The organism is Nonomuraea sp. NPDC047897 (assembly GCF_043204415.1).
GTDB lineage: Bacteria > Actinomycetota > Actinomycetes > Streptosporangiales > Streptosporangiaceae > Nonomuraea.
The window spans coordinates 687013-709648 of the sequence record NZ_JBIDCC010000001.1; the positions used below are offsets into that span (position 1 = coordinate 687013).

Genomic DNA, 22636 nt, shown 5'->3' on the forward strand with positions numbered 1-22636 from the left:
CCTACGGGTACAACTGCCGGTTGTGACGGGGTGCCCTCATGGTTGTTTGATCCCTGGGCGTGGTGCTCGCTTTGATGCTTCCGATCGCGGATCGGTTGTGCGGGTGAGTGGCGAGGAGCGTCGGGCATGAGACAGAGGCACCGGTTGGGGCGGCAGTTCGGGTGGCTCTGGGGGGCGTACGGGACCAGCGCGCTCGGCACGTGGCTCGCCTTCGGCGCGTTCCCGCTGATCGCGATCCAGGTGCTGCACGCGGGGCCGGCGGAGGTCGCGGCGTTGTCGTCCGTCGGGGCTCTGGCGGGCGCGGCCGTGGCGGTGCCGCTGGGTTCGTGGGTGGAGTTCCGCCGCAAGCGGCCGGTCATGGTCGGGACGGACCTGGTGCGCTTCGTGGCACTGCTGACGATCCCGGCCGCGTTCGCGCTCGGCGTGCTGTCCTTCGTCCAGCTCCTGCTGGTCTCGGTGGTCGTCGCGGCCGCCGACATCACCTTCCGCGCCGCCTCCGGCGCCTACCTGAAGACGCTGCTGCCGGCCGAAGACCTGCTCGTCGCCAACGCCCGGTTCGAGGCCACGACCTGGACGACGACGATCATCGGCCCGCCGCTGGGCGGTGCCGCGGTCGGAATCCTCGGGCCGGTGGCGACGGTGCTGGCCGACGCGCTCAGCCACCTGCTCTCGGCCCTGGGCATCCGCGCGATGGGCGGCCAGGAGCCGCCGCCGGAGCGGCGGGAGGCCGCGCGCCCGCGGTCCCGGGACCTGCTCGACGGCTGGCGGTACATCCTCGCCGACGCGATGCTGCGCCCCCTGCTGGTCAACACCGCCTTCTTCAACGGTCTCGTGATGGCCGCCGATGCGCTGCTGGCCGTCCTCATGCTCGGCCGGCTCGGGTTCGCGCCGTGGCAGTACGGCCTCGCCTTCGCCGCGCCCGCGCTCGGCGGGTTGTTCGGGGCGCGGCTGGCCCGACCGCTCGTCACCCGGTTCGGGCAGCACCGGGTCCTGGTCGTGGCGGGGACGCTACGCGCGATCTGGCCCGTCGGCCTGGCCTTCGTGGGGCCGGGCACCGCAGGGCTGCTGCTGGTGATGGGTGTCCAGTTCGGGCTCGTCCTCTGCTGCGGGGTCTTCAACCCCGTCTGCGCCACCTACCGCCTGGAGCGTACCGCGACCGGCCGGGTCACTCGCACCCTGTCCGCCTGGTCGGTGACGACCCGCGCCTCGACCGCGCTCCTGACGGCCGTCTGGGGCGTGCTGGGCAGCCTGCTCGGCCCGCGCACGGCCATCGGCCTGGCCGGCCTGCTCCTGCTGGCGACCCCGCTGCTGCTCCCTCGACGCGCCCCGGCGTCCCTCGCGGAGACGAAGCCGGCACCGCCCTCATCACCCAAGGAGAGAACAATGACCGTCACGACCCCGGCCGTGGACCCCCGGACGGCCGCACTACTCGTCATGGACTACCAGCAGGCAATCCTGGCCTCGCTCCCGGCAGACCCGGAAGCGCTGCTGTCACAGGTGGCCGGCGCCATCAGCGACATGCGAGCCCACGGAGCCGCCATCGCCTACGTGCGGGTCGGATTCACCGAAGCCGACTGGGCGGCGATCCCGCCGGCCAACAAGGCCTTCTCCGTCCTCGGCCGGCAGCGCCTCATGCACCACGCGGATCCCGCCACGGACATCCACCATCGGCTCGCTCCCGAGCCCGGCGACATCACCGTCCGCAAGACCCGCTTCGGCGCGCTGTCCACGACGGACCTGGACCGGCGACTGCGGGATCGCGGAATCACCACCCTGGTCGTCACCGGCGTCGCCACGGGCGGCGCCGTGCTGTCCACCGTCGTTGAGGCCGCTGACCGCGACTACCGGCTCTACGTCCTGTCCGACTGCGTCGCCGATCCGGACCCGCAGACCCACCAGATGCTGATGACCGGGATTCTTCCAAGACTGGCCCACATCGTCGACACCGCCGAACTGCGCTCGCTGCTGAAGAGTCCGTCGCCCCATGCGGGTGGGAAATAGTAGGACGTCCTAGTATCTTCGTACTGAGGCCCCGCACAAAGGAGTGAGAAGCCGTGCACGTACCGGTTCATCCCGTCCGATTCGTGACGGCCGCGGCCCTGTTCGACGGCCATGACGCGGCGATCAACATCATGCGGCGCATCCTCCAGTCGCAGGGAGCGGAGGTCATCCACCTCGGGCACAACCGGTCGGTGGACGAGATCGTCACCGCCGCCGTCCAGGAGGACGTCCAGGGCGTGGCGATCAGCTCCTACCAGGGCGGTCACGTCGAGTTCTTCAGCTACCTCGTGGAGCTCCTGCGCGAGCGCGGAGCCGGCCACATCCGGGTGTACGGCGGAGGCGGCGGGGTCATCGTCCGGGACGAGATCGACCTGCTCCACTCCCGCGGCGTGGCCCGCATCTTCTCGCCCGAGGACGGCCAGACCCTCGGCCTGCCCGGGATGATCAACAAGCTGGTCGAGGAGTGCGACGTCGAGCTGACGGGCGAGCCGTCGGTGGAGGCCGTCGTCTCCGGCGACCAGGCGGCTCTGGCCCGGGCGATCACCCTCATCGAGGCGGGCAGGGCCACGGACGCGCTGCTCGACGGCCTGCGGGCAGCCGGCCGCGAGCGCCGGGCCCCCGTGCTCGGCGTCACGGGCACGGGTGGCTCGGGCAAGTCGTCGCTCACCGACGAGCTGGTGCGGCGCTTCCGGGTGGACAACGACGACAAGCTGCGCATCGCGATCATCGCCATCGATCCCACCCGCAGGCGGGGCGGCGGCGCGCTGCTGGGCGACCGCATCCGCATGAACAGCCTGGGCCCGCAGACCTACTTCCGCTCCCTGGCCACCCGGGGCGCCGCCAACGAGGTGCCCGCGTGCCTCGACGACGTCGTCACCGCCTGCCGCTCCGCGGGCTATGACCTGGTCGTCGTCGAGACCCCGGGCATCGGCCAGGGCGACGCCGGGATCGTGCCGCACGTGGACGTGCCGGTCTACGTGATGACGCCCGAGTTCGGCGCGGCCTCCCAGCTGGAGAAGATCGACATGCTCGACTTCGCCGAGGCCGTGGTGATCAACAAGTACGAGCGGCGCGGCGCCGAGGACGCGCTGCGCGACGTGCGCCGGCAGCTCCTGCGCAACCGCGAGGCGTTCGGCGTGCCGCCGGAGGAGATGCCGGTCTTCGGCACGATCGCCGCCCGCTACAACGACGCCGGCGTCACGGCCCTCTACCAGCACCTCAAGGGCCTGCTGGTGGACAAGGGGATGCAGGCCGGCCCGGGGCTGCTGGCGCCGGTGCGCGGACGCACGTCCGAGATCTCGGCCGCGATCGTGCCGCCGGCCCGCGCCCGCTACCTCGCCGAGATCGCCGAGACCGTCCGCGCCTACCACGCCGAGACCGACGCCCAGGCCGACGTGGCCCGCCGCCGCCAGCAGCTCGCCGCCGTCCGCGCCCTGCTGGACGGGGACGACGAGCGGCTGGCCGAGCTGGAACGGCGGGCCGAGCTGGAGCTGAGCGACGAGAGCCGGGCGCTGCTCGACTCCTGGCCGGTCACCCGCGAGCAGTACACCGCCGACGAACTGGTGGTGAAGGTGCGCGACCGGGAGATCCACACGCCGCTCTGGCGCGAGACGCTGTCGGGCAACCGCATCCCCCGGGTGGCCCTGCCCCGGCACACCGACCACGGCGAGCTGCTGAGGTTCCTGCGCGCCGAGAACCTGCCCGGCAGGTTCCCCTTCACGGCCGGGGTGTTCCCGTTCAAGCGCGACGACGAGGACCCGACCCGGATGTTCGCCGGCGAGGGCGACCCGTTCCGCACCAACCGGCGCTTCAAGCTGCTGTCGGAGGGCCAGCCCGCGACCCGGCTGTCCACCGCGTTCGACTCGGTGACCCTGTACGGCAACGACCCCGACCCGCGGCCCGACATCTACGGCAAGGTCGGCACGTCCGGCGTCTCCATCGCCACGCTCGACGACATGAAGGTCCTCTACGACGGCTTCGACCTGACCGCGCCCAACACGTCCGTCTCGATGACCATCAACGGCCCGGCGCCGACGATCCTGGCGTTCTTCCTCAACACCGCCGTCGACCAGGCTCTCGACAGGTGGCGCGGCGAGCACGGGCGCGAGCCGGATGCCGAGGAGGCGCGCGAGGTGCGGGCACGCACCCTCGCCACGGTCCGCGGCACGGTCCAGGCCGACATCCTCAAGGAGGACCAGGGCCAGAACACCTGCATCTTCTCCACCGAGTTCTCGCTGCGGATGATGGCCGACATCCAGGAGTGGTTCACCGCCAACGGAGTGCGCAACTTCTACTCGGTGTCCATCTCCGGCTACCACATCGCCGAGGCCGGCGCCAACCCGATCAGCCAGCTCGCCTTCACCCTGGCCAACGGCTTCACCTACGTCGAGGCGTACCTGGCCCGCGGGATGAGGGTGGACGACTTCGCGCCGAACCTGTCGTTCTTCTTCTCCAACGGGATGGACCCCGAGTACAGCGTCCTCGGCCGGGTGGCCCGCCGCATCTGGGCGGTCGCGATGCGCGAGAGGTACGGCGCCGGCGAGCGTTCCCAGAAGCTCAAGTACCACATCCAGACCTCGGGCCGGTCGCTGCACGCCCAGGAGATGGACTTCAACGACATCCGCACGACCCTGCAGGCTCTCATCGCCGTCTACGACCACTGCAACAGCCTGCACACCAACGCCTTCGACGAGGCCGTCACCACCCCGTCGGCCGACTCGGTGCGCCGCGCGATGGCCATCCAGCTCATCATCAACCGCGAGTGGGGGCTGGCCCGCAACGAGAACCCGCTACAGGGCTCGTTCATCATCGACGAGCTGACCGACCTGGTCGAGGAGGCGGTGCTGCGCGAGTTCGAGCGGCTGTCGGACCGGGGCGGCGTGCTCGGCGCGATGGAGACGGGCTACCAGCGTGGCCGCATCCAGGACGAGTCGATGCTGTACGAGACGCGCAAGCACGACGGCTCGCTGCCGATCATCGGCGTCAACACCTTCCGCAACCCGCGCGGTGACGGGCCCGAGCAGGGCAAGCTGGAGCTGGCCCGGGGCACCGAGGAGGAGAAGCGGTCGCAGCTGGCCCGGCTGCACGACTTCCACGAGCGGCACCGCGGCGAGTCGCCCGCCGCGCTGGCCCGGCTGCGCGAGGTCGCCATGTCCGACGGCAACGCCTTCGAGGTGCTCATGGAGGCCGCCCGGGTCTGCTCGCTGGGGCAGATCACCGACGCCCTGTTCGAGGCCGGGGGCCAGTACCGCCGCAACGTGTGACGGTCAGTCCCTGCGGCCGACCCCGCCCAGCGCCAGCGACGAGGCGGGGTCGGCCGGGAAGTCGATCGCGTCCGCCTCGTCGGGCCGCCACTGCGGCAGCCACACCAGCCCCGGCTCGGCCAGCGCGAACCCGGCCAGCAGTTCCGTGATCCGCTCTCGGCCGCGTGGGGTGAACGGGATGCCGGCCCGCCGGTAGACCCGGGCCACCGCCGCCATGGCGGCCGGCCGGGCGTCACCGGTGGCGTGCGACAGGACGAGGTGGCTGCCGGGGGCCACCGCCCGGCGCAGCGTGGCGACGATGCGGGCGGGGTCGTCGGCGTCGGCGACGAAGTGCAGGACGGCGCCGAGGACGATGGCGACGGGCTCGGCGAAGTCGATGACCCGCAGCACGTCGGGGTGCTTGAGGATGGCCTCGGGATCGCGCAGGTCGCCTTCGGCCACGGCGAGCCGGCCGTCGTCGGCGGGCAGCGCCCTGACGTGGGTGAGGACGACGGGGTCGCGGTCCACGTACGCCACGCGCGCCCCCGGCGCGGCCTTGCCGGCCACCTCGTGCAGGGTGGTCCGCGCGGGCAGCCCGGCGCCGATGTCGAGGAACTGCCGCACGCCAGCCGTCGCCAGCCGTCGTACGGCCCGCAGCACGAACGCCCTGTTGGCCCCGGCCGCCGCGCGCATCTCGGGTGCCGCGCGCAGGATCTCCTCGGCCGCCTCGCGGTCCACCGCCAGGTGGTCCTTGCCCCCGAGGAGGTAGTCGTAGAGCCGGGCGACGTTGGGCGTGGTCGGATCGAAGCCCTGTGGTTCTCGCTCCAAGTCGCGATCCCCCGATCCAGAGACGATCTTTTGCTGAGAGTGTACGGACGCGTCAGGCCTTTTGTGGAGGGTTGGCAACATTTCAACAGAATTTTGTTCGATGGGCCACCGTGGTCCCGCACTCGCACGGACCCGACCGCCGCGGCGGACCGGCGTGCGCGCCGGCCGCTAGGGTGGCGAGGGTGACGGACGACCCGCGCCCCGCCGACGACCCGCACTCGATCGACGACCCGCACCCGGTCGACGACATGGGCGCCGCCGTCCGCGTGCCCGCGACCGTGCGGCGGATCGTGTCGCTGGTACCCTCGCTCACCGAGTCCGTGGCGGCGACCCTGCCCGGCGCGCTGGTGGGGGCCACCGACTGGTGCTCCCACCCGCCCGGCCTGGACGTCACGCGGGTGCGCGGCACGAAGAACCCCGACCTCGACGCGATCAGGCGGCTGCGACCCGACGTGGTGCTCGCCAACGCCGAGGAGAACCGCGAGCCGGACATCGCGGCGCTGCGCGAGGCGGGCCTGGCCGTGTGGGTGACGCGGATCGAGACGCTGGACGGGGCGTTCGCCTCCCTGGAGCGGATGTTCCGGCATGCGTGCCGCACCGGCCGGCCCGGCTGGCTGGAGCGGGCCGAGCGGGTGTGGCGGGCGCCCGCGCCGCCGCCCGGCGGGCACCGGCCCGCCACCGGCCCGCGCCGCACGGCGGTCGTCCCGATCTGGCGGCGGCCGTGGATGGTCGTCGGCCGCGACACGTTCACCGGTGACGTGCTGGCGCGGCTGGGCGTCGACAACCTGTACGCCGGGCACGCCGAGCGCTACCCCAGGGTGCCGCTGCCCGAGCTGGTGGGGCGCTCACCCGACCTCGTGGTGCTGCCCGACGAGCCGTACGCCTTCTCCGCCGCCGACGGCCCCGAGTGCTTCCCGGGCCTGCGGTGCGTCCTGGTGAGCGGCCGCGACCTGACCTGGTACGGGCCCTCCCTCGTCGCGGCCCGCGCCCGCCTGGAGTCGGCCCTCGCCCGGTAGCCCCCGCTGTCAGCTGGCGGGGGTCCTGGCGCGGCCGCGGGGCTGGCCGCCGGCCGCGAGGGCGGTGTCGACGGACTCCGTGCTGAGCACGTGCTCCATGACGAGCACCGCCGTGCCCACGATCCCGGCGCGCCGGCCCAGGGAGCTGGTGACGATCTCCAGGTTGCGGGTGGTGAACGGCAGGCTGCGGCTGTAGACGCTCTCCCTGATCCCGGTCAGGTAGTGCTCCCGGGTCTCGGCCATGTCGCCGCCCAGCACCAGCACGCCGGGGTTGAGCAGGCTGACCGCGGTGGCCAGCAGGACGCCGAGCGTGCGGCCCGCCTCCTGGGTGCGGGCGATCGCCGTGGGGTCGCCCGCCTGAACCAGGCGCACCACGTCGCTGCTGGTCTCCTGGCCGAGGTCGCGGGCCAGGGCGTGGCCGCTGGCCAGCGAGGCGACGCAGCCGCGCGAGCCGCAGGTGCACACCCGGTCGTCGCTCGTGCGCAGCCGGACGTGCCCGATGTTGCCGGCGGCCTCCTCGGCGCCGCGGTAGATCCGGCCGTCGAGGATGACGCCCGTCCCGATGCCGGTGGAGACCTTGACGAGCACCAGGGCGCGGGTGCGGCGCCACGACGACCACCATTCGCCGAGCGCCATCGCGTTGGCGTCGTTCTCCACCAGGATCGGCACGTCGAAGTCGGCCCGCAGCGCCTCGCCGATCGGGTGGTCGTCCCAGCCGGGCATGAGGAACGACCTGACGACCTTGCCCGCCGTGTGGTCGACCGAGCCGGGCAGGTCGATGCCGATGCCGCAGACCTGCTCGCGCGGCCGTCCGGCCCGGTCGAGCAGCCGTTGGAACGCCTCCCGCACCCACGACAGGACGGCGTCCGGCCCCAGCTCGATGCGCATCTCGATGCGCTCGTCGGCCAGCGGCCGGGCGGCGAGGTCGGTGAGGGCGACGTGCGCGTGGCCGGCCCCGAGGTCGGCCACCAGCACGAGCCGGCTCGTGGCGTCGATGTCGAGCACCGAGGGCGGCCGGCCGCCCCCGGAGCTCTCGACGCCCGACTCGTGGATGTAGCCGGCCTCGATCAGCCGGTCGACCCGGTCGGTGATCGTCGAACGGGACAGCCCGGTGTGGTCGATGAGTGCCTTGCGGGTACGGCAGGAGCCATCACGGATGAGCTGGAGGACCTGTCCTGCCGTCAGCATGGATCACCCTTTCTCTGCTCCCGCCGTGAGGCCCTCCGTCAGCAGCCGCTCACCGGCGAAGAAAATGATCACGATGGGCAGTGTCAGAACCACCGATCCTGCCATGAGCACGGTGGTCGGGATCTCGATACTGCCCGCAAGCTGGGAGAGCCCCAGGGAGACCGTCCAGCTCTCCCGCCTCTCGACGAGGAAGAGCAGGGCGAACAGGAACTCGTTCCAGGCGATCATGAACGCGTAGAGGCCGGTCGCCATGAGCGCGGGCTTGGACAGCGGCAGCACCACCCGCCAGATGGTCGACAGGCGCGTGCACCCGTCGATCGCCGCCGCCTCCTCCACGCTCTGGGGCACGGTCTCGAAGTAGTTGCGGAGCATGTATACCGTGACCGGCACCGTTTGCGCGATATAGACGAGGATCAGGCCGATCAGGGATCCCCGCAGCCCGAGCATCGTGAAGAGCACGAACAGCGGGATGGCCAGCACGATCGCCGGGAACAGGTACACGGCGAGGAACAGGAAGTGCACCTGCCGCCGCCCGAAGAAGCGCAGCCGCGCCACCGCGTACGCGCCCGGGATGGAGATCAGCAGCGTGGCCGCCACCGCCGCCGCCGACACGATGAGGCTGTTGCGCATGAACGTCAGGAAACCCTGCCGGGTCAGCACGTCGACGTAGGTGTCGAGGGTGAAGGCGCTCGGCCACAGCGATCCGGGGTCGAGGATCAGTTCCTGGATGTCGCGTACCGACAGCATCACCATGTAGACGAACGGGAACGCGGTGACCAGGAAGAGGACCGCGATCACCAGCGGCCGGAGCACCCGCAGCGCGCCGCGCTCGACCCTATCCCTGCTCGGCACGTTCGCCACCTCCGAAGAACCTCAGGTAGACGACCAGGAAGACCACGAGGACCACCGCGAGCACGATGGCCTGCGCGGCCGAGGCGCCGATGTCGTCGCGGGCGGTGAGGAAGTTGTAGACCCGCACGCTGACCACCTCGGTGCCCGCCCCGCCGCCCGTGAGCAGGTAGACGTCGTCGAACTTGGTGAAGGTGAACACGAAGCGCAGCACGGACAGCAGCGCGATGATCCGCCACAGCTGCGGCATGATCACGTAGCGGAAGCGCTGCGTCGGCGTCGCCCCGTCGACCACGGCCGCCTCGTCCAGCTCCGCGGGCAGCGCCTGCAGCCGGGCCAGGATGAACAGGAACGCGAACGGGAAGTAGCGCCACGCCTCGAACGCGATCACGGTCAGCAGCGCCACCGGCACCTCGATCCCGAGGAAGGTGCCCTTGGCCTGGCTGAGGAAGGCGATCGGCTGGCTGAGCCAGGTGTTGACGATGCCGTACTGGGGGTTGAGCATCGTCTCCCACAGGAACGCCACGGCCACCACCGGCGCCACGTACGGCACCAGGATGGAGGCCCGGACCAGGGTGCGGCCGCGGAACCTGTCACGCAGCGCCAGCGCGGCGACCAGCCCGATCACGATGGACAGGGCCGTGCCCGCGACCGTGTAGACGAGCGTGTTGACCAGCGCCGACCAGAAGCCGGGCTCGGCCAGCACGTACGTGAAGTTCTCCAGCGTGTAGCGGCCGAACAGGCCCGCCTGCCGGATGTTGATCAGCCGGACGTCCTGGAACGCCAGCATGACGGCCCACAGCAGCGGCAGCACCACCACGACGATCGTGATGACCAGGGTGGGGGAGATCAGCGCGAGTCCCGCCCTGCCCTCCTGCTCGCGAAGCGTCCGCACACGCCTCACCCGGCACCTCCTCGCGAGGTGCCCCGGAGCCGGGCCGTCACTGGCGGATCCCGCGCTTGATGGTCTCGACGTCGGCCTTGGCCTGCGCGGCCGCCGCCTCGGGGGTGAGCGAGCCCTCCACGACCTGGCTCAGCGCCTTCGGCACCGGAAGCTCGCCCATGGTGGCGCCGACCAGCTTGCCCTGGCCCTGCGCGATGCCCCAGCGGGCGAAGGTGTCGGGACTGGCGCGCAGCGCGTCGAGCACCTCGGCCGGGTAGACGTCGGCGAGCGGCTTCTTGGTGTCGACCCCGGCGGGCAGCTTGTTCCACGTGTCCGCGAAGCCCTTGCGGGTCGGGAACTTGCCCTCGGGCGCCATCCCGATCCACCGCTCGTAGCCCTCGTTCATGGCGAACGAGACCCACTTGGCGGCGGAGTCCTTGGCCGCCTCACTGGTCACCACCCAGGAGACGATCTCGCCGTACTGCGCGGGCTCGCTCGCGTCGGGTCCCTTCAGCGCGGTGACGACCCCGGTGTTCTCGGCCAGCCACTCGGGGTCGGCGCGGCACTCCTGGCAGCTCGGCAGCGCGTCCTTGCGCAGCCCGGCCAGCTCGTCGAGGATGAACGAGGACCAGATGGTCATCGCGGCCTTGCCGGAGAAGTACGTCGCCCGGGTGGAGTCGACGTCCTGCTTGCCCTTGACGGAGTAGTCGCGTGCCAGCCCGGTGTAGAAGGAGATCGCCCGGACGCACTGCGGCGAGCCGAGCGTGACGTCGCCCCCGTCGTCGACGAGTTGGCAGCCGTTGGCCAGCGCCACGTGCTCGAAGCTCTGCGCGGTGAACGAGTCCTTGGGGGCGATGGCCAGCGTGATGCCGGCGACACCTCCCGTGTTCAGCTTCCTGGCCGCCGCCTCGACCGCCTCGTAGGTGTCGGGCGGCTGCAGGCCCGCCTTCTCGAACAGGTCCTTGCGGTAGAGGAGCAGTTGGGCCCAGCCGTCGCTGGGCACGCCGAGCAGCTTGCCCTCGGAGCTGGTCAGCTGCAGGGCGCGCGGGGAGAAGGTGTCGCGCCCGAGCTGCTCGACGACCTTGGCGGGGGTCTCGGTGTCGAGCAGGTCGTTGGTCTCCAGCTCGCGCACCGCCGCCAGCGGCAGGGACCCGATCACGTCGGGCAGCTTGCCGGCCGCCGCGGCCGAGGTGATGACCTGGCTGAACTGGTCCTCGGCGACCCCCACGAGGTTGACCTTGATGCCGGTCTTCTTCGTGAAGTCCGCCGCCATCTGTTTCTGGACGGCCATCCGGTCCTCGAGGTTCTCCTCGGTCCAGACGGTGATCTCGTTCGCGGCCGTCTCACGGTCGTCGCCGCAGGCGGCCAGCGTGGCCGCGGCCAGGACTGCGGCGGAGAGAACGGCGGTGACCTTGTTGGGCATGGCACGCTCCTCCAGAGGGGATATGCCGCCCTTACCCCCTGACAAGATGGCGCAACGTCCCGTAAGCGATACCGAGACCGGTCTGTACTCTCTCCGTGCTGCCGCTGTGGACGTGGTCCTCGTGCTCGACCGAGATCACGCCGTCGTAGCCGCCCTCGCGGAGCGCGCCGATCACCATCGGCCAGTCGATCTGGCCCAGCCCCGGCACCCGGAACCGGTACCAGCCCTTCTCGCCGCTGATCGGCCCGTAGAAGCCGAAGCGGTTGACCGTGCCGGGCAGGATCTCGGTGTCCTTGGCCTGCACGTGCGAGATCTCGGAGATGTACGGCATGGCGGCCGCCACCGGGTCGATCCCCAGTGCCACGAGGTGGGACGGGTCGTAGTTGAGCTTGAGCCCGAGCGTGAACATCCACTCCCACAGCTCGGGGGAGTAGGCCAGGTTGCCCGGATAGCCGTCGGGGTGCCAGCTCTTCATCACGCAGTTCTCGATCACGATCTCGACCCCGCGGTCGCGGGCGTACTCGACGAGGGGCGGGAACACGCGGGCCGCCCGCTCCAGGTTGTCGCGGACGGGCAGGCCGGGGTCGCGGCCGACGAACGTGCCGACGGTCGGGCACCCCAGCGCGGCGGCCGCGTCGACGCATCTGCGCAGGTGGGCGTTCACCTGCTCCCCTGCCTGAGGGTGCAGATTGTTCTCGTAGTAGGCGATCGAGGAAAGGGTGAGTCCGGTCTCTGCGAAGATTCGCCCGACCCGCTCCTGTTCAGCTTGGTCAAAAGTATCTACTCTGATGTGATTTCGGTCGTCCGGAGAAGGCCATCCGGCCACCTCCAAAGCCTCGAAGCCTTGGCCGGCAGCCCATCGGGCGATGTCGGCAAGATCATCTCCGGGGAGACAGGCGGTCAGGAAACCGAGTTTCACAGGTAACCTCCGTCGAAGTCCTAGACTTACGAGTGTTCTTGGCGCAACTATGGTTTGCAAACAAGCACTAAAGCTTTACCTTCTGCATGATCAGCAAACTTAAGTGTGGGAAATGCACGTCATCACCTTTCAAGAGCCGGGCCTCGTCCACCTTGGCCTGGAGCCGCCCGCCCCGCTGGAGCCGGGCAGCGTGCGGGTCCGCACGATCTACTCAGGGGTGTCCGCGGGCACGGAGCTGACCGCCTACCGCGGCACCAACCCCTACCTGACCCGCAAGTGGGACACCGAGCGCCGGCTCTTCGTCGAGGGGCAGACGCATGCCTACCCACTCGCCGGATGGGGCTACCAGGAGGTCGGCGAGGTGGTGGAGGCCGCTCCCGACGTCGCCGACCCGCCCGTCGGCAGCCTCGTGTGGGGCATCTGGGGCCACCGCGCCGAGGCGGTCGTGCCGGCCGCCCGGCTCACCGGTCACGTGCTCCCGCCCGGAGCCGACCCGCTGAGCGGCGTCTTCGCCCGCGTCGGCGCCATCGCCATGAACGCCGTGCACGCCGCCGACCTGCACATCGGCGACCAGGTCGCGATCTTCGGGCAGGGGGTCATCGGGCTGCTCGCCACCCGCATGGCCGTCCTCAGTGGCGCTCGGGTGGTCGCGGCGGACGCCATCCCGGCCCGGCTGGAGCTGGCCCGCGACCACGGCGCCGCTGAGACGTTCGACGTGCGGACGGGCTCGGTCGCCGAGTTCATGCGCAAGCGCGTCGAGGGCGCCGACACCGTCATCGAGCTGAGCGGCAGCCACCAGGGCCTGCACGAGGCGATCAGGACCGTCCGCAAGGGCGGCCGGGTCGTGGCCGCCGGCTTCTACCAGGGCGACGGCGTCGGGCTGCGCCTGGGCGAGGAGTTCCACCACAACCAGGTGCAGCTCGTCTCCTCCCAGATCGGCGGCGTGGCCTCCTGGCTGGCGCACCGCTGGGACGTCGAGCGCATGCAGCGCACCTTCATGGAGCTGGTGCACCGGGGCGAGATCGACGTCGTCGGCCTGGTCAGCCATGTCGTCCCCGCCGCCGAGGCCGCCGCGGCCTACGAGCTGCTCGACAAGCACCCGTCAGATGTACTCCAGCTCGTCTTCCGATTCGAGGAGTGACACGTGAAGCTTTCCGTCCAGGAGCAGCTTCTGCCCGGCCGCACCCTGCAGGAGAAGTTCGCCTTCGCGGTGGAGGCCGGCTTCGACGCCGTCGAGCTGCGCGGCAAGGGCGACTTCCACTTCGCCGGCCGCTTGACGGAGCTCAAGCGGGCGCTGGCCGACGGCGTGGTCATGCCGACGGTGTGCGTGGACATGCCGCACTTCATCGGCGACTTCGACCCGGCCAAGCGGACGGACGCCATCCAGCAGCTCCGGTCGCAGCTCACCGTCATCGCCGAGCTGGGCGGCATCGGCGTGATGACCCCCGCCTCCTGGGGCCAGTTCTCCCGCAGGCTCCCCCCGTTCGAGCCGCCGCGCAGCGCCCACGAGGACCGCGAGGTGCTCACCGAGGCCCTCGGCGTGCTCGGCGAGCACGCCCAGCGCAACGGCGTGCTCATCATGCTGGAGCCGCTCAACCGGTACGAGAACCACATGGTCAACACCCTGGCCGAGGCGGTCTCCTACTGCGCCATGGACTCCATCCGGGTCGTCGGCGACACCTACCACATGAACATCGAGGAGGACGACCCCTGCCGCTCGCTGCTGGAGGCGGCGCCCTACCTCGCCCACATGCAGATCAGCGAGTCCAACCGCAACCAGCCCGGCACCGGTCACCTCGACTGGGGCGCCCAGCTCGCCGCGCTGGACGCCGCCGGCTACGACGGCTACCTCGCGCTGGAGTGCCGCCTGCGCGGCGAGCCCGAGATCGTGCTGCCCCAGACGGCGGCGTTCGTCAGGAAGTTCCTGTGATCCTCCGGGACGCCGTGCGCGTCCTGGTCGCCAACTGGGACGGCAGCTACACCGTGCCCTCGCGCCGGCTGTACCCGCACCAGTGGAGCTGGGACTCCGCCTTCATCGCGATCGGCAACGCGCGGTGGTCGCCGCGCCGCGCCAGGGCCGAGCTGCTGACGCTGTTCGGCGCGCAGTGGCGCGACGGCCGGGTGCCGCACATCGTGTTCAACCCCGCGGTGCCCGACCGCGCCTATTTCCCCGGCCCGGAGTTCTGGGAAGTGCACGCCCCGTCCGGCTCGGCGACCTCCGGCATCGTGCAGCCGCCGGTGCACGCGCTGGCCGCCTGGCGGGTGCACCTCGCCGAGCCCGACCCGGCCTTCCTGCGCCGGATCTATCCGCGCCTGGTCGCCCAGCAGGACTTCCTGCGCGGCGCGCGCCGCTCGGCCGAGGGCCTGATCTCCATCGTGCACCCCTGGGAGTCGGGCATGGACAACAGCCCGGCCTGGGACGCGCCCCTCGCCGCCGTGCGGGTGGGGACCTCCGACGTGCGGCGCAGGGATCTCGCCCACGTCAGCGCCGAGGAGCGGCCCACCGACCGCGACTACGCGCGCTACGCCGCGCTCGCCCGCGCCTACCGCGACACCGGCTACCGCCGCGCGGACGCGTTCTGCGTCGAGGACCCCCTGTTCAACGCGGCGTACGGCGTCGCGGAACACGCCCTCGCCAAGATCGCCGAGGTGTGCGGGCTGGATCCGGAGCCGCACCGGCGCGAGGCAGCCGCGATCACCGGGGCGATGGTCGAGCACCTCTACGACGACGGCCTCTTCCACGCCCGCGACGTGCTCACCGGCTGCCTGCTGCGCTCCAACAGCTCCGCCGGCCTGGTGCCGCTCATGCTGCCGGGCCTGCCCCGCGACCTGGTCAACGAACTGGTCGGCACCGCGCTCGACAGGTTCGGGCTCAAGGACGGGATCGTGCCGAGCTTCGCACCGGCCGCCCCCGAGTTCGACCCGGTCCGCTACTGGCGCGGCCCGAGCTGGATCAACCTGAGCTGGCTCATCTGGCAGGGCCTGCGGCGCCGTCGCCCCGACCTGGCCGGGCCGCTGGCCGACGGCATGATCAGGGCGGTCGCCGAGTCGGGTTTCCGCGAGTACTTCGACCCCTCCAGCCTGCGGGGCCACGGCTGCCACGACTTCAGCTGGTCAGCCGCGCTCATCCTGGACGTCGTCGCAGAGCACGGCCTGGACGGCGTGCCTGCGGCGGGCCGCCAGGTCGGCGAGCAGCACGGGGGCCTCCGCGAAACCGACGACATCGGTGATCACGTGCTCACGTAGCAGCGGGCCGCGCCGCCGCAGCAGCGCGATCGTCTCGTGCGAGAGCCGCTCGCGGTCCCAGGCGTGGGCCAGGCCGCGCGGCACCCTGCCGATCTGGGCGCAGCGCAGCGTGAGCCCGTTGTGGTGGAACTCCTCGCCCAGCCGCACCTCGTCGGCGCCGCGGGTGTAGAAGGCGAGGTCCACCACGGTGCCCTGGGGCCGCAGCACCCGCAGCGCCAGGGCCAGCGCCCGGGTCTGGCCGCGGCACTGGAACACCACGTCGGCGCCCCGGTCGCCGGGGCCGTGCCGCCAGCGCCGTTTCAGCTCGACAGCCGGGTCGTCCTGGACGTCCAGCGTGCCGGCGCCGAGCGCCTCGGCGATGGCCAGCCGGGACGGGGTCTCGTCCACCACCACGACCTCCGCCGCGCCGTACTGGAGGGCGAACGAGGCGACGAGCAGGCCCACCACGCCGGCGCCGACCACGACCACGCGCCGGCCGCGCACCCCGTCGCCGAGGTCGCGCACGGCGGGCCCGTGCAGGTCGGCGGCGGCGTGCAGCAGGCCGTTGGCGCAGATCGGGCCCATGTGCGCGACGTAGACGCCGAGCAGCGGATCGAGGTCGTCGGGCAGCTCCACGAACCGGTCGGTCATCGGGTCGGCGACGTAGCCGGTGCGGTGGCCGTAGGTCATGGCCACCAGCGTGCCCTCGCGCACGGCCCGGGTGCGGGTCTCGACGACCATGCCCACCTGCATGTAGCCGATCCCGCGCACCGGGTAGGAGACCGACGGCCGTCCCGGCACGAACAGGCCGAGACCCGCGTCCCAGGAGGCGTTCAGGTAGGGGTTGTCACCCTTGACGTAGGTGAGCTCGGTGCCCGCCGAGATCCCGCTGTGGGTGGTGGCGACCCGGAAACCGCCCGCGGGCACCTCCGGCAGCGGCTCCTCGACCAGCGCCACCTTGCCCGGCTCCTCGATGCTGAGCACCTCGATCATGAGACCACCTGCCCGTCGAGTCGACCGTCCACCTGCCCGCCGGGCGGCTGATGCCCGTTCAGCACGACCGGCCTGCTCTCCGCCGCCGACCGGGCCACCGCCAGCGCCAGCTCGTGCGTCCTGAGCGCCTCGCGGTACGTCACGCGCACGTCGGCGTCCTTGCCCTGCACGGCGTCGATGAACGTCCGGGACACCCGCGTCTTGGCCTGGCCGTCGTCCTGGACGGTCGTCTCGCCGTCCACGGTGAGCCGCGTCTCGGTGAGGTCGAGGGCGATGCCGTCGGCGTGCACCTCCAGCCCCACCCGGTGCTTGTGGTGCAGCAGGCAGGTGGTGGCCAGCATCCCGGCGGCCCCCTCGGAGAAGCGCAGCACGGCGGCCACGGCGCGGTCCACCTCGCCGTCCACCGTGTTCGCGGCCGGCACCGCGTGCACCATCTCCACCTCGCCCACCAGGAGCCGCGCCAGGTCGAGGACGTGGACGGCCTGCTCGACGACCTGGCCGCCGGACAGGGCGGGATCGAGCCACCAGCCGACCGGGGGCACCTTGTCCAGCCAGTGGCCGATGGCGAGCCGGACCGGGCGGCCGGCCAGCAGGTCGCGGGCCCGCTCGACGATGTCGAGGTAGCGCCAGTGGTGGCCGACGGCCGAGGGGAGCCCGCGTCGCTCGATTTCGGATGCGATGTTTTTTGCGGTTTCGAGGGTAAGAGACAGTGGCTTTTCTACGAATATCGGCAGATTGCAGGATAGAACATCCTGTTCCGGTTTACCGTGCGCAAAAGGTGGCACACATACGTATACAGCGTCCAGATCGCCGGCATTCAGCAGCTCGGCATGGCCGCCATAAGCGGGGGTGCCGTGCCGTAAGGCGAGGGCTTCGGCCCTTCGCAGATCAGTGTCGGCGATCCCAGCGATCGTCACATCGGGAAAGCCGGACAGCACGTCTGCATGGCGAGCGGCTACGTTGCCGGCACCGATGATGCCGACTCGGATGATTGGGGACACGTTCCGGCATATCCCACGACAGCGCGCGCTCAAACAACGATGTTCGAACTCTCGCCTCCAGGGAATATGTCGCCGACCGTGACGACGTCAGATCGGGGCTACTGCATGGAGAGAGATCTGCGGGCCTTGGCCAGGGCAAGGGAATGGTACGGACCTCACTCGAGCACCGCCGAGGACTGGTCTCCCGACGCCCTCCTCCGAGCCAAGGCAACGACCACGGTGAGCGTCGTACTACCGGCTCGTAACGAGGAAAACACAGTCGGTGACATCATCACCGTGATCCGCCGCGAACTCGTCGAGCGGACACCGCTCGTGGACGAGATTCTCGTCGTCGATTCCAACTGCACCGACGCGACCGCCGCCAAGGCGGCCGCCGCCGGCGCGCGGGTGGTGGCGCAGGACGCCGTCCTGTCACACCTGCCCGCCCTCACCGGCAAGGGCGAGGCGCTGTGGAAGGGGCTGGCCGCCTCCCACGGCGACATCGTCGTGTTCGTCGACTCCGACCTGCGCGACTTCGGCGCCCACTTCGTGACCGGCCTGCTCGGGCCGCTGCTCACCGACCCCCGCATCCACTTCGTGAAGGGTGCCTACGAGCGGCCCCTGATCGGCGACGACGGGGTCGCGCGGCGCGGCGACGGCGGGCGGGTCACCGAACTGGTCGCCAGACCGCTCATCAACCTGTTCTGGCCCGAGCTGGCCGGATTCCACCAGCCGCTCGGCGGGGAGTACGCCGCCCGCCGCGACGTCCTGGCCCAGGTGCCGTTCGTCACCGAGTACGGCGTCGAGTTCGGGATGCTGGTCGACCTGCTCGATCTCGTCGGCCTGGACGCGATGGCCCAGGTGGACCTGGGCACCCGGACCCACTCCCACCAGTCGACCACCGCGCTCGGCCGGATGGCCGGGCAGATCACGCTCACCGCCTGGTCGAGGCTGGAACGACAGGGCAGGGTCCTGTCGTCGGAAGCGCCGTCCCGGACGCTGCTGCAGTTCGGGCTCGACGGCCGGCCGGACCTGGTGGACGTGTCCGTGGCTGAGCGGCCTCCGCTCGCCTCCCTGCTGCTGGAGGAGGATGTCGCGTGAACGTGCTCATCAACGCGGGGCCCTGGCTGCAGGTCCCGCCCCCCGGTTACGGCGGGATCGAGAACGTGGTCGCCACCCTGGTGCCCGCCCTGCGCGAGCGGGGCGTGCGGGTGATCCTGGCCTCCGTCGGGTCCAGCGACCTGGAGGTGGACGAGCTCGTCAGCGTCTACGACACCGGCCAGTTCGGCGACCTGCAGAAGCCGTACAACCAGGTCATGGGCATCGCCCACGCGCACCAGGCGCGCCTCGTCGAGGAGCTGCGCCGCCGCGACGACGTGGACCTCGTGCACGACCACCTGGAGGTCGTCGGGCCCGCCGTGCTGTCCGCGTTCGACGGGCCGCCCGTCCTGCACACCCTGCACTGGGACCTGCACAAGCATCCGGCGTTCTACGGCGACTTCCCGCAGTCCATCGCCGTCAACGGCGTGTCCGAGTCGCAACTGCGCCGCGCCCCCGAGGCGCTGCGCAACGCCGCGCTGGGCGCCGTCCACCTCGCCACCCCGCTCGCCGACGGCGACGTGCGGGCCGACCGGGGCGAGCACTTCGTGGTCATGGGCCGCGTCTGCCGGCTCAAGGGCCAGCACGTGGCGGCCCGGGTCTGCCAGAAGCTGGGACTCCCACTGGTCCTGGCCGGGCCGGTGAGCGGCCTCGGCACCCAGGCCGACCTGGAGACCGTGACCCAGGACCCCTACCACCCGCTGCACGGGCACCCCGACGTGCGCTACCACGCCGACGTCGTCGCGCCCTACCTCGACGGCGACCTGGTCAGATGGATCGGCGCGGTCGGCGGACGCGAACGCGACGACCTCTACGCCTCGGCGCGCGCCGCGCTCTTCCCCATCCAGTGGGACGAGCCCGGCGGCACCGCCGTGGTCGAGGCACTGGCCCTCGGGGTGCCGCCCGTGGGCCTGCGCCGCGGCTGCCTGCCCGAGATCGTCGAGCACGGCCGCACGGGATTCCTGGCCGACACCGAGGAGGAACTGGCCGAGTGGCTGCTGCGGGTCGACGAGATCGACCCCGAGGAGTGCCGCAGGGAGGCCCGCCGCCGCTTCTCCCCGTCCGTCATGGCCGAGCGCTACCTGGAGCTGTACGAGCGGACCATCAGCCGGGCCCGCTCCCGGCGCGGCGCCGCCGGAGGGCGCGCCTGACGCGGCCCCTGTCCGAAAACTGTCGATGGTCAGCCCCGAGCGCACCGGAGATCGGCCGGACGGCCGACTCCGGTCGCGGCGGAATGGGCCCTGAGGCCGACGCGACCACTCATGATCTTCCGTAAGGTCGTGTCCACGCCTCATTCATCGATTGGACATCTGTGTACCGCGACATCGTCGACCTCGCCCTCGGCACCCCCGGCTGGCTCCACACCTTCGCGGAGGTGGGGACGGACGCGGGGCTGTTCGTCTTCGCGGGGTTGTTCCTGCTGTGCTGGTGGCGGGCGCGCGACGCTCCCGCGCGTGACCTGGCCATCGCGATCGCCGGCCCGGCCGGGATCGTCTGCGCGTACGTGGTCAGCGAGATCGTCAAGCTGGTGGTGCGGGAGGAGCGGCCCTGCCGGGGCGTCACCACGATCGCCGCCTGCCCGCCCGCCGGCGACTGGTCGTTCCCCAGCAACCACGCCGTGATCGCCGCCGGGGCGGCCGGCACGCTCGTCCTGGCCTGGCGGGCCCTGGCCTGGCTGGTGCTGCCGCTGGCGGCGGTCATGGCGTTCTCGCGGGTGTTCGTCGGCGTGCACTACCCGCACGACGTGGCCGTGGGCTTCCTCGCCGGCCTGACGCTGGCGCCGCTGTTCGCGCTGCTGCTGGTCGGCGCCGTCACCCCGGCGGTGCGGCTGGCGCGAAGCCGTCTGTCGCCTCGATGAGCCGGTGCACGATGCCCGGCTCGGTGGCCGCGTGCCCCGCGTCGGCCACGACGTGGAACTCCGCCTCCGGCCAGGCCCGGTGCAGGTCCCAGGCGGTGGTCATGGGGGTGCAGGCGTCGTAGCGGCCCTGCACGATGACCGCCGGGATGTGCCGCACCTTGCCGACGTCGCGGATCAGCTGGTCCGGCTCGAACCAGCCCAGATGGGTGAAGTAGTGGTTCTCGATCCGGGAGAAGGCCAGCGCCATCCGCTCCTCGCCGAACTCCTCCACCAGCCGGGCATCGGGCAGCAGGGTGACCGTGGCGGCCTCCCACTGCGCCCACGCCCTGGCGGCGGCCAGCCGCGCGTCGAGGTCGCCACCCTCCAGCCGCCGGCGGTAGGCCGCGAGCAGGTCGCCGCGCTCCTCCTCGGGGATCGGCGCCGTGAACGTCTCCCACCGGTCGGGGAACAGGTGCGAGGCGCCCTCCTGGTAGAACCAGCGCAGCTCGTGCGGCCGGAGCGTGAAGATGCCGCGCAGCACCAGCTCGGTCGTCCGCTCCGGGTGGGTCTCGGCGTAGGCCAGGGCGAGAGCGCTGCCCCACGACCCGCCGAACACCTGCCACCGGTCGATCCCGAGGTGCTCGCGCAGCCGTTCCATGTCGGCGACCAGGTGCCAGGTGGTGTTGTTCGCCAGCGAGGTGCCGGGGTCGGCCGCGTGCGGCCGGCTGCGCCCGCAGCCGCGCTGGTCGAACAGGACCACCCGGTAGCGATCGGGGTCCCACTGGCGGCGGTGCGTGGTCGTGCAGCCGCCGCCGGGGCCGCCGTGCAGCATGACGGCCGGTTTGCCGTCGGGATTGCCGCACACCTCCCAGTAGACCTGCTCGCCGTCACCGACGTCGAGCAGGCCGGAGTCGTACGGCTCGATGGGCGGGTAATGCGTTCTCATGCGGCATGATCCTGCCACGGTCACGGCGGCGAGTCAGGACCACGCGTGGCGCGACAGGAACGCCCGGTCGCCGGTGGCGTACTCGTGGCAGGCCCGCCGCACGTCGGCCAGGTCGGCCAGCACCGCGCGCACCATCGTGCCCTCCTTGTACTCCACCTCGTAGCCTCCGTCGAGCGGCGACACCTGCAGGAAGTGCCGCCCGAAGACGACGAGCGCGGCGAACGGGTTCTGCGCCGAGAGCGTGCCCAGCACGTCGTGCACCAGGCCCAGATCGGGGTCGTGCACGATCATGCCGTCGCCGGTGTGGAGCTGCATCCCCTCGTAGATCCCGAGCGGCGCCACGTTGTGCACGAGGTCGCGCTGCGGGTCGTAGCAGACCATGCCGTGCGCGCGGGCCACCGCGAACACCTGACCGGAGATCTCGTCCATGGACTCCAGGTCCATGGACACCAGCACGTGCCGGGGAAAGACGGTGACGAGCCCCGGCAGCTCCTTGGCCACCTCGGGCACCGCGCCCGTCATGGGCCGGCTCTTCCTGACCGACAGGTAGACGGCCCGTGCCTGATCCCTGGTGATCGGCGTGGGCTCGTCCCAGACCATCAACTCAACGCTCACCCCGCCCATCCTGCCCAACCGTTGGTCGCCTTGAAGCCCACAACCTGCCAAAACCCCCCAACACCGGTACGGCAGGCGATCCCGCTCCGATCTAGGTCAGGGGTTGCTCCGACCGGGGCACCAGCTCGACCGTGCAGTGCGCGCATCTGCGCGCCTCCGCGGGCACGTCGCTCAGGCACTCCGGGCACTGCCTGGTGGTGGCCTCCTTGTCCCGGTCGAACAGGGTGACCAGCCGCGTCATCGGCATGACGACGAACCAGTAGACCACCGCGGCGATGATGAGGAAGCTGAGCAGATGGTTGAGGAAGTCGCCGTACCTGAACTCGCTGCCGTTGACGGTGAAGGAGTACTGGGCGAAGTCCGGCTCCCTCCCCCCGGTGACGGCCCCGATCAGGGGAGTGATGAGGTCGCGGACCAGGGCCTGCACCAGCCCGCTGAACGTGGCTCCGACGATCACCGCGACGGCCAGCTCGACGATGTTGCCGCGTAACAGGAACTTCTTGAAACCTCCCATGACGTCGTAAGTGACCCGGCACGCAACGGTCAAACCCGGGCGTGGCCGCCGTTCGGCGGGCCCCCGGACCCGGGCGCGG

General features: G+C 71.3%; 19 protein-coding genes and 1 pseudogene. 9 read left to right on the forward strand and 11 right to left on the reverse strand.

The features are described from left to right. Positions 1 to 126: 126 nt before the first annotated feature. A complete protein-coding gene (locus tag ACGF0J_RS03140) occupies positions 127 to 2001 on the forward strand; it encodes an isochorismatase family protein (protein ID WP_393141763.1) in 1875 nt (624 codons plus the stop codon). Between the two features lie 53 nt (positions 2002 to 2054). Beyond that, a complete protein-coding gene (icmF, locus tag ACGF0J_RS03145) occupies positions 2055 to 5264 on the forward strand; it encodes a fused isobutyryl-CoA mutase/GTPase IcmF (protein WP_393141764.1) in 3210 nt (1069 codons plus the stop codon). Between the two features lie 3 nt (positions 5265 to 5267). Here the strand turns inward: icmF and ACGF0J_RS03150 are convergent, their stop codons facing one another. Then, a complete protein-coding gene (locus tag ACGF0J_RS03150) occupies positions 5268 to 6071 on the reverse strand; it encodes an SAM-dependent methyltransferase (RefSeq protein WP_393141765.1) in 804 nt (267 codons plus the stop codon). 248 nt (positions 6072 to 6319) lie between these two features. Here ACGF0J_RS03150 and ACGF0J_RS03155 point away from each other — a divergent pair, with 248 nt between their 5' ends. After that, positions 6320 to 7087: a helical backbone metal receptor gene (locus ACGF0J_RS03155; protein WP_393141833.1), complete on the forward strand. Its 768-nt coding sequence runs from the start codon at positions 6320 to 6322 to the stop codon at positions 7085 to 7087. 9 nt (positions 7088 to 7096) lie between these two features. On the opposite strand, the gene ACGF0J_RS03160 is transcribed toward ACGF0J_RS03155, so the two are convergent. From ACGF0J_RS03160 to ACGF0J_RS03180, 5 genes are read right to left on the reverse strand one after another with little or no spacing between them, the layout of a single operon-like run. Continuing rightward, positions 7097 to 8275 (reverse strand): ROK family protein, encoded by a 1179-nt coding sequence (locus tag ACGF0J_RS03160; protein ID WP_393141766.1) that lies wholly within the window; start codon positions 8273 to 8275, stop codon positions 7097 to 7099. Between the two features lie 3 nt (positions 8276 to 8278). After that, positions 8279 to 9127, reverse strand: coding sequence for a carbohydrate ABC transporter permease (locus ACGF0J_RS03165; protein ID WP_393141767.1), 849 nt, complete (start codon positions 9125 to 9127; stop codon positions 8279 to 8281). Continuing rightward, positions 9111 to 10028 carry a carbohydrate ABC transporter permease gene (locus ACGF0J_RS03170; RefSeq protein WP_393141768.1) on the reverse strand — a complete coding sequence of 306 codons (918 nt, stop codon included), beginning with the start codon at positions 10026 to 10028 and terminating at the stop codon, positions 9111 to 9113. The genes ACGF0J_RS03165 and ACGF0J_RS03170 overlap by 17 nt, the downstream gene beginning before the upstream one ends. 37 nt (positions 10029 to 10065) lie before the next feature. Continuing rightward, positions 10066 to 11430 (reverse strand): ABC transporter substrate-binding protein, encoded by a 1365-nt coding sequence (locus ACGF0J_RS03175; protein WP_393141769.1) that lies wholly within the window; start codon positions 11428 to 11430, stop codon positions 10066 to 10068. Between the two features lie 31 nt (positions 11431 to 11461). Further along, the gene (locus ACGF0J_RS03180; protein ID WP_393141770.1) at positions 11462 to 12349 is read right to left on the reverse strand and encodes a sugar phosphate isomerase/epimerase family protein; all 888 of its coding nucleotides are present in this window, start codon (positions 12347 to 12349) and stop codon (positions 11462 to 11464) included. Positions 12350 to 12461: 112 nt separating this feature from the next. On the opposite strand from ACGF0J_RS03180, the gene ACGF0J_RS03185 reads away from it, so the two are divergent. From ACGF0J_RS03185 to ACGF0J_RS03195, 3 genes and pseudogenes are all read left to right on the forward strand, one after another. Then, positions 12462 to 13490, forward strand: a complete 1029-nt coding sequence (locus tag ACGF0J_RS03185) for a zinc-binding dehydrogenase (protein ID WP_393141771.1) — start codon at positions 12462 to 12464, stop codon at positions 13488 to 13490. A 3-nt stretch (positions 13491 to 13493) separates the two neighbouring features. After that, positions 13494 to 14279 carry a sugar phosphate isomerase/epimerase family protein gene (locus tag ACGF0J_RS03190; RefSeq protein ID WP_393141772.1) on the forward strand — a complete coding sequence of 262 codons (786 nt, stop codon included), beginning with the start codon at positions 13494 to 13496 and terminating at the stop codon, positions 14277 to 14279. A gap of 53 nt (positions 14280 to 14332) precedes the next feature. Beyond that, positions 14333 to 15454: pseudogene (locus ACGF0J_RS03195) on the forward strand (hypothetical protein); the annotation flags it as partial. A 9-nt stretch (positions 15455 to 15463) separates the two neighbouring features. Here ACGF0J_RS03195 and ACGF0J_RS03200 read toward each other — a convergent pair. Together ACGF0J_RS03200 and ACGF0J_RS03205 are read right to left on the reverse strand one after the other, a co-directional pair. Further along, positions 15464 to 16567: a zinc-binding dehydrogenase gene (locus ACGF0J_RS03200; RefSeq protein ID WP_393141773.1), complete on the reverse strand. Its 1104-nt coding sequence runs from the start codon at positions 16565 to 16567 to the stop codon at positions 15464 to 15466. Next, positions 16564 to 17568 carry a Gfo/Idh/MocA family protein gene (locus ACGF0J_RS03205; RefSeq protein ID WP_393141774.1) on the reverse strand — a complete coding sequence of 335 codons (1005 nt, stop codon included), beginning with the start codon at positions 17566 to 17568 and terminating at the stop codon, positions 16564 to 16566. Before ACGF0J_RS03205 ends, ACGF0J_RS03200 begins: the two co-directional genes overlap by 4 nt. Positions 17569 to 17673: 105 nt before the next feature. Between ACGF0J_RS03205 and ACGF0J_RS03210 the strand changes: the two genes are divergently transcribed. From ACGF0J_RS03210 to ACGF0J_RS03220, 3 genes are all read left to right on the forward strand, one after another. Continuing rightward, positions 17674 to 18648 (forward strand): glucosyl-3-phosphoglycerate synthase, encoded by a 975-nt coding sequence (locus tag ACGF0J_RS03210; protein WP_393141834.1) that lies wholly within the window; start codon positions 17674 to 17676, stop codon positions 18646 to 18648. Further along, positions 18645 to 19796: a glycosyltransferase gene (locus ACGF0J_RS03215; protein ID WP_393141775.1), complete on the forward strand. Its 1152-nt coding sequence runs from the start codon at positions 18645 to 18647 to the stop codon at positions 19794 to 19796. The genes ACGF0J_RS03210 and ACGF0J_RS03215 overlap by 4 nt, the downstream gene beginning before the upstream one ends. Positions 19797 to 19957: 161 nt before the next feature. Continuing rightward, positions 19958 to 20503, forward strand: coding sequence for a phosphatase PAP2 family protein (locus ACGF0J_RS03220; protein ID WP_393141776.1), 546 nt, complete (start codon positions 19958 to 19960; stop codon positions 20501 to 20503). On the opposite strand, the gene pip is transcribed toward ACGF0J_RS03220, so the two are convergent. The 3 genes from pip to mscL form a co-directional block, all read right to left on the reverse strand. Continuing rightward, positions 20457 to 21428, reverse strand: a complete 972-nt coding sequence (pip, locus tag ACGF0J_RS03225; protein ID WP_393141777.1) for a prolyl aminopeptidase — start codon at positions 21426 to 21428, stop codon at positions 20457 to 20459. The genes ACGF0J_RS03220 and pip overlap by 47 nt on opposite strands. Before the next feature lie 33 nt (positions 21429 to 21461). Then, a complete protein-coding gene (locus tag ACGF0J_RS03230; RefSeq protein ID WP_393141778.1) occupies positions 21462 to 22052 on the reverse strand; it encodes a hypothetical protein in 591 nt (196 codons plus the stop codon). Positions 22053 to 22134: 82 nt separating this feature from the next. Next, positions 22135 to 22557 (reverse strand): large conductance mechanosensitive channel protein MscL, encoded by a 423-nt coding sequence (mscL, locus tag ACGF0J_RS03235; RefSeq protein ID WP_393141779.1) that lies wholly within the window; start codon positions 22555 to 22557, stop codon positions 22135 to 22137. Positions 22558 to 22636 lie beyond the last annotated feature (79 nt).

Excerpts from the sequence above, each read along its gene's own strand:
- ACGF0J_RS03140 (WP_393141763.1), top strand. The coding sequence starts at position 127 with ATGAGACAGAGGCACCGGTTGGGGCGGCAGTTCGGGTGGCTCTGGGGG.
- ACGF0J_RS03155 (WP_393141833.1), top strand. The coding sequence starts at position 6,320 with ATGGGCGCCGCCGTCCGCGTGCCCGCGACCGTGCGGCGGATCGTGTCG.
- ACGF0J_RS03160 (WP_393141766.1), bottom strand. The coding sequence starts at position 8,275 with ATGCTGACGGCAGGACAGGTCCTCCAGCTCATCCGTGATGGCTCCTGC.
- ACGF0J_RS03175 (WP_393141769.1), bottom strand. The coding sequence starts at position 11,430 with ATGCCCAACAAGGTCACCGCCGTTCTCTCCGCCGCAGTCCTGGCCGCG.
- ACGF0J_RS03185 (WP_393141771.1), top strand. The coding sequence starts at position 12,462 with ATGCACGTCATCACCTTTCAAGAGCCGGGCCTCGTCCACCTTGGCCTG.
- ACGF0J_RS03200 (WP_393141773.1), bottom strand. The coding sequence starts at position 16,567 with ATGATCGAGGTGCTCAGCATCGAGGAGCCGGGCAAGGTGGCGCTGGTC.
- ACGF0J_RS03210 (WP_393141834.1), top strand. The coding sequence starts at position 17,674 with ATGGAGAGAGATCTGCGGGCCTTGGCCAGGGCAAGGGAATGGTACGGA.
- pip (WP_393141777.1), bottom strand. The coding sequence starts at position 21,428 with ATGAGAACGCATTACCCGCCCATCGAGCCGTACGACTCCGGCCTGCTC.
- ACGF0J_RS03230 (WP_393141778.1), bottom strand. The coding sequence starts at position 22,052 with ATGGGCGGGGTGAGCGTTGAGTTGATGGTCTGGGACGAGCCCACGCCG.
- mscL (WP_393141779.1), bottom strand. The coding sequence starts at position 22,557 with ATGGGAGGTTTCAAGAAGTTCCTGTTACGCGGCAACATCGTCGAGCTG.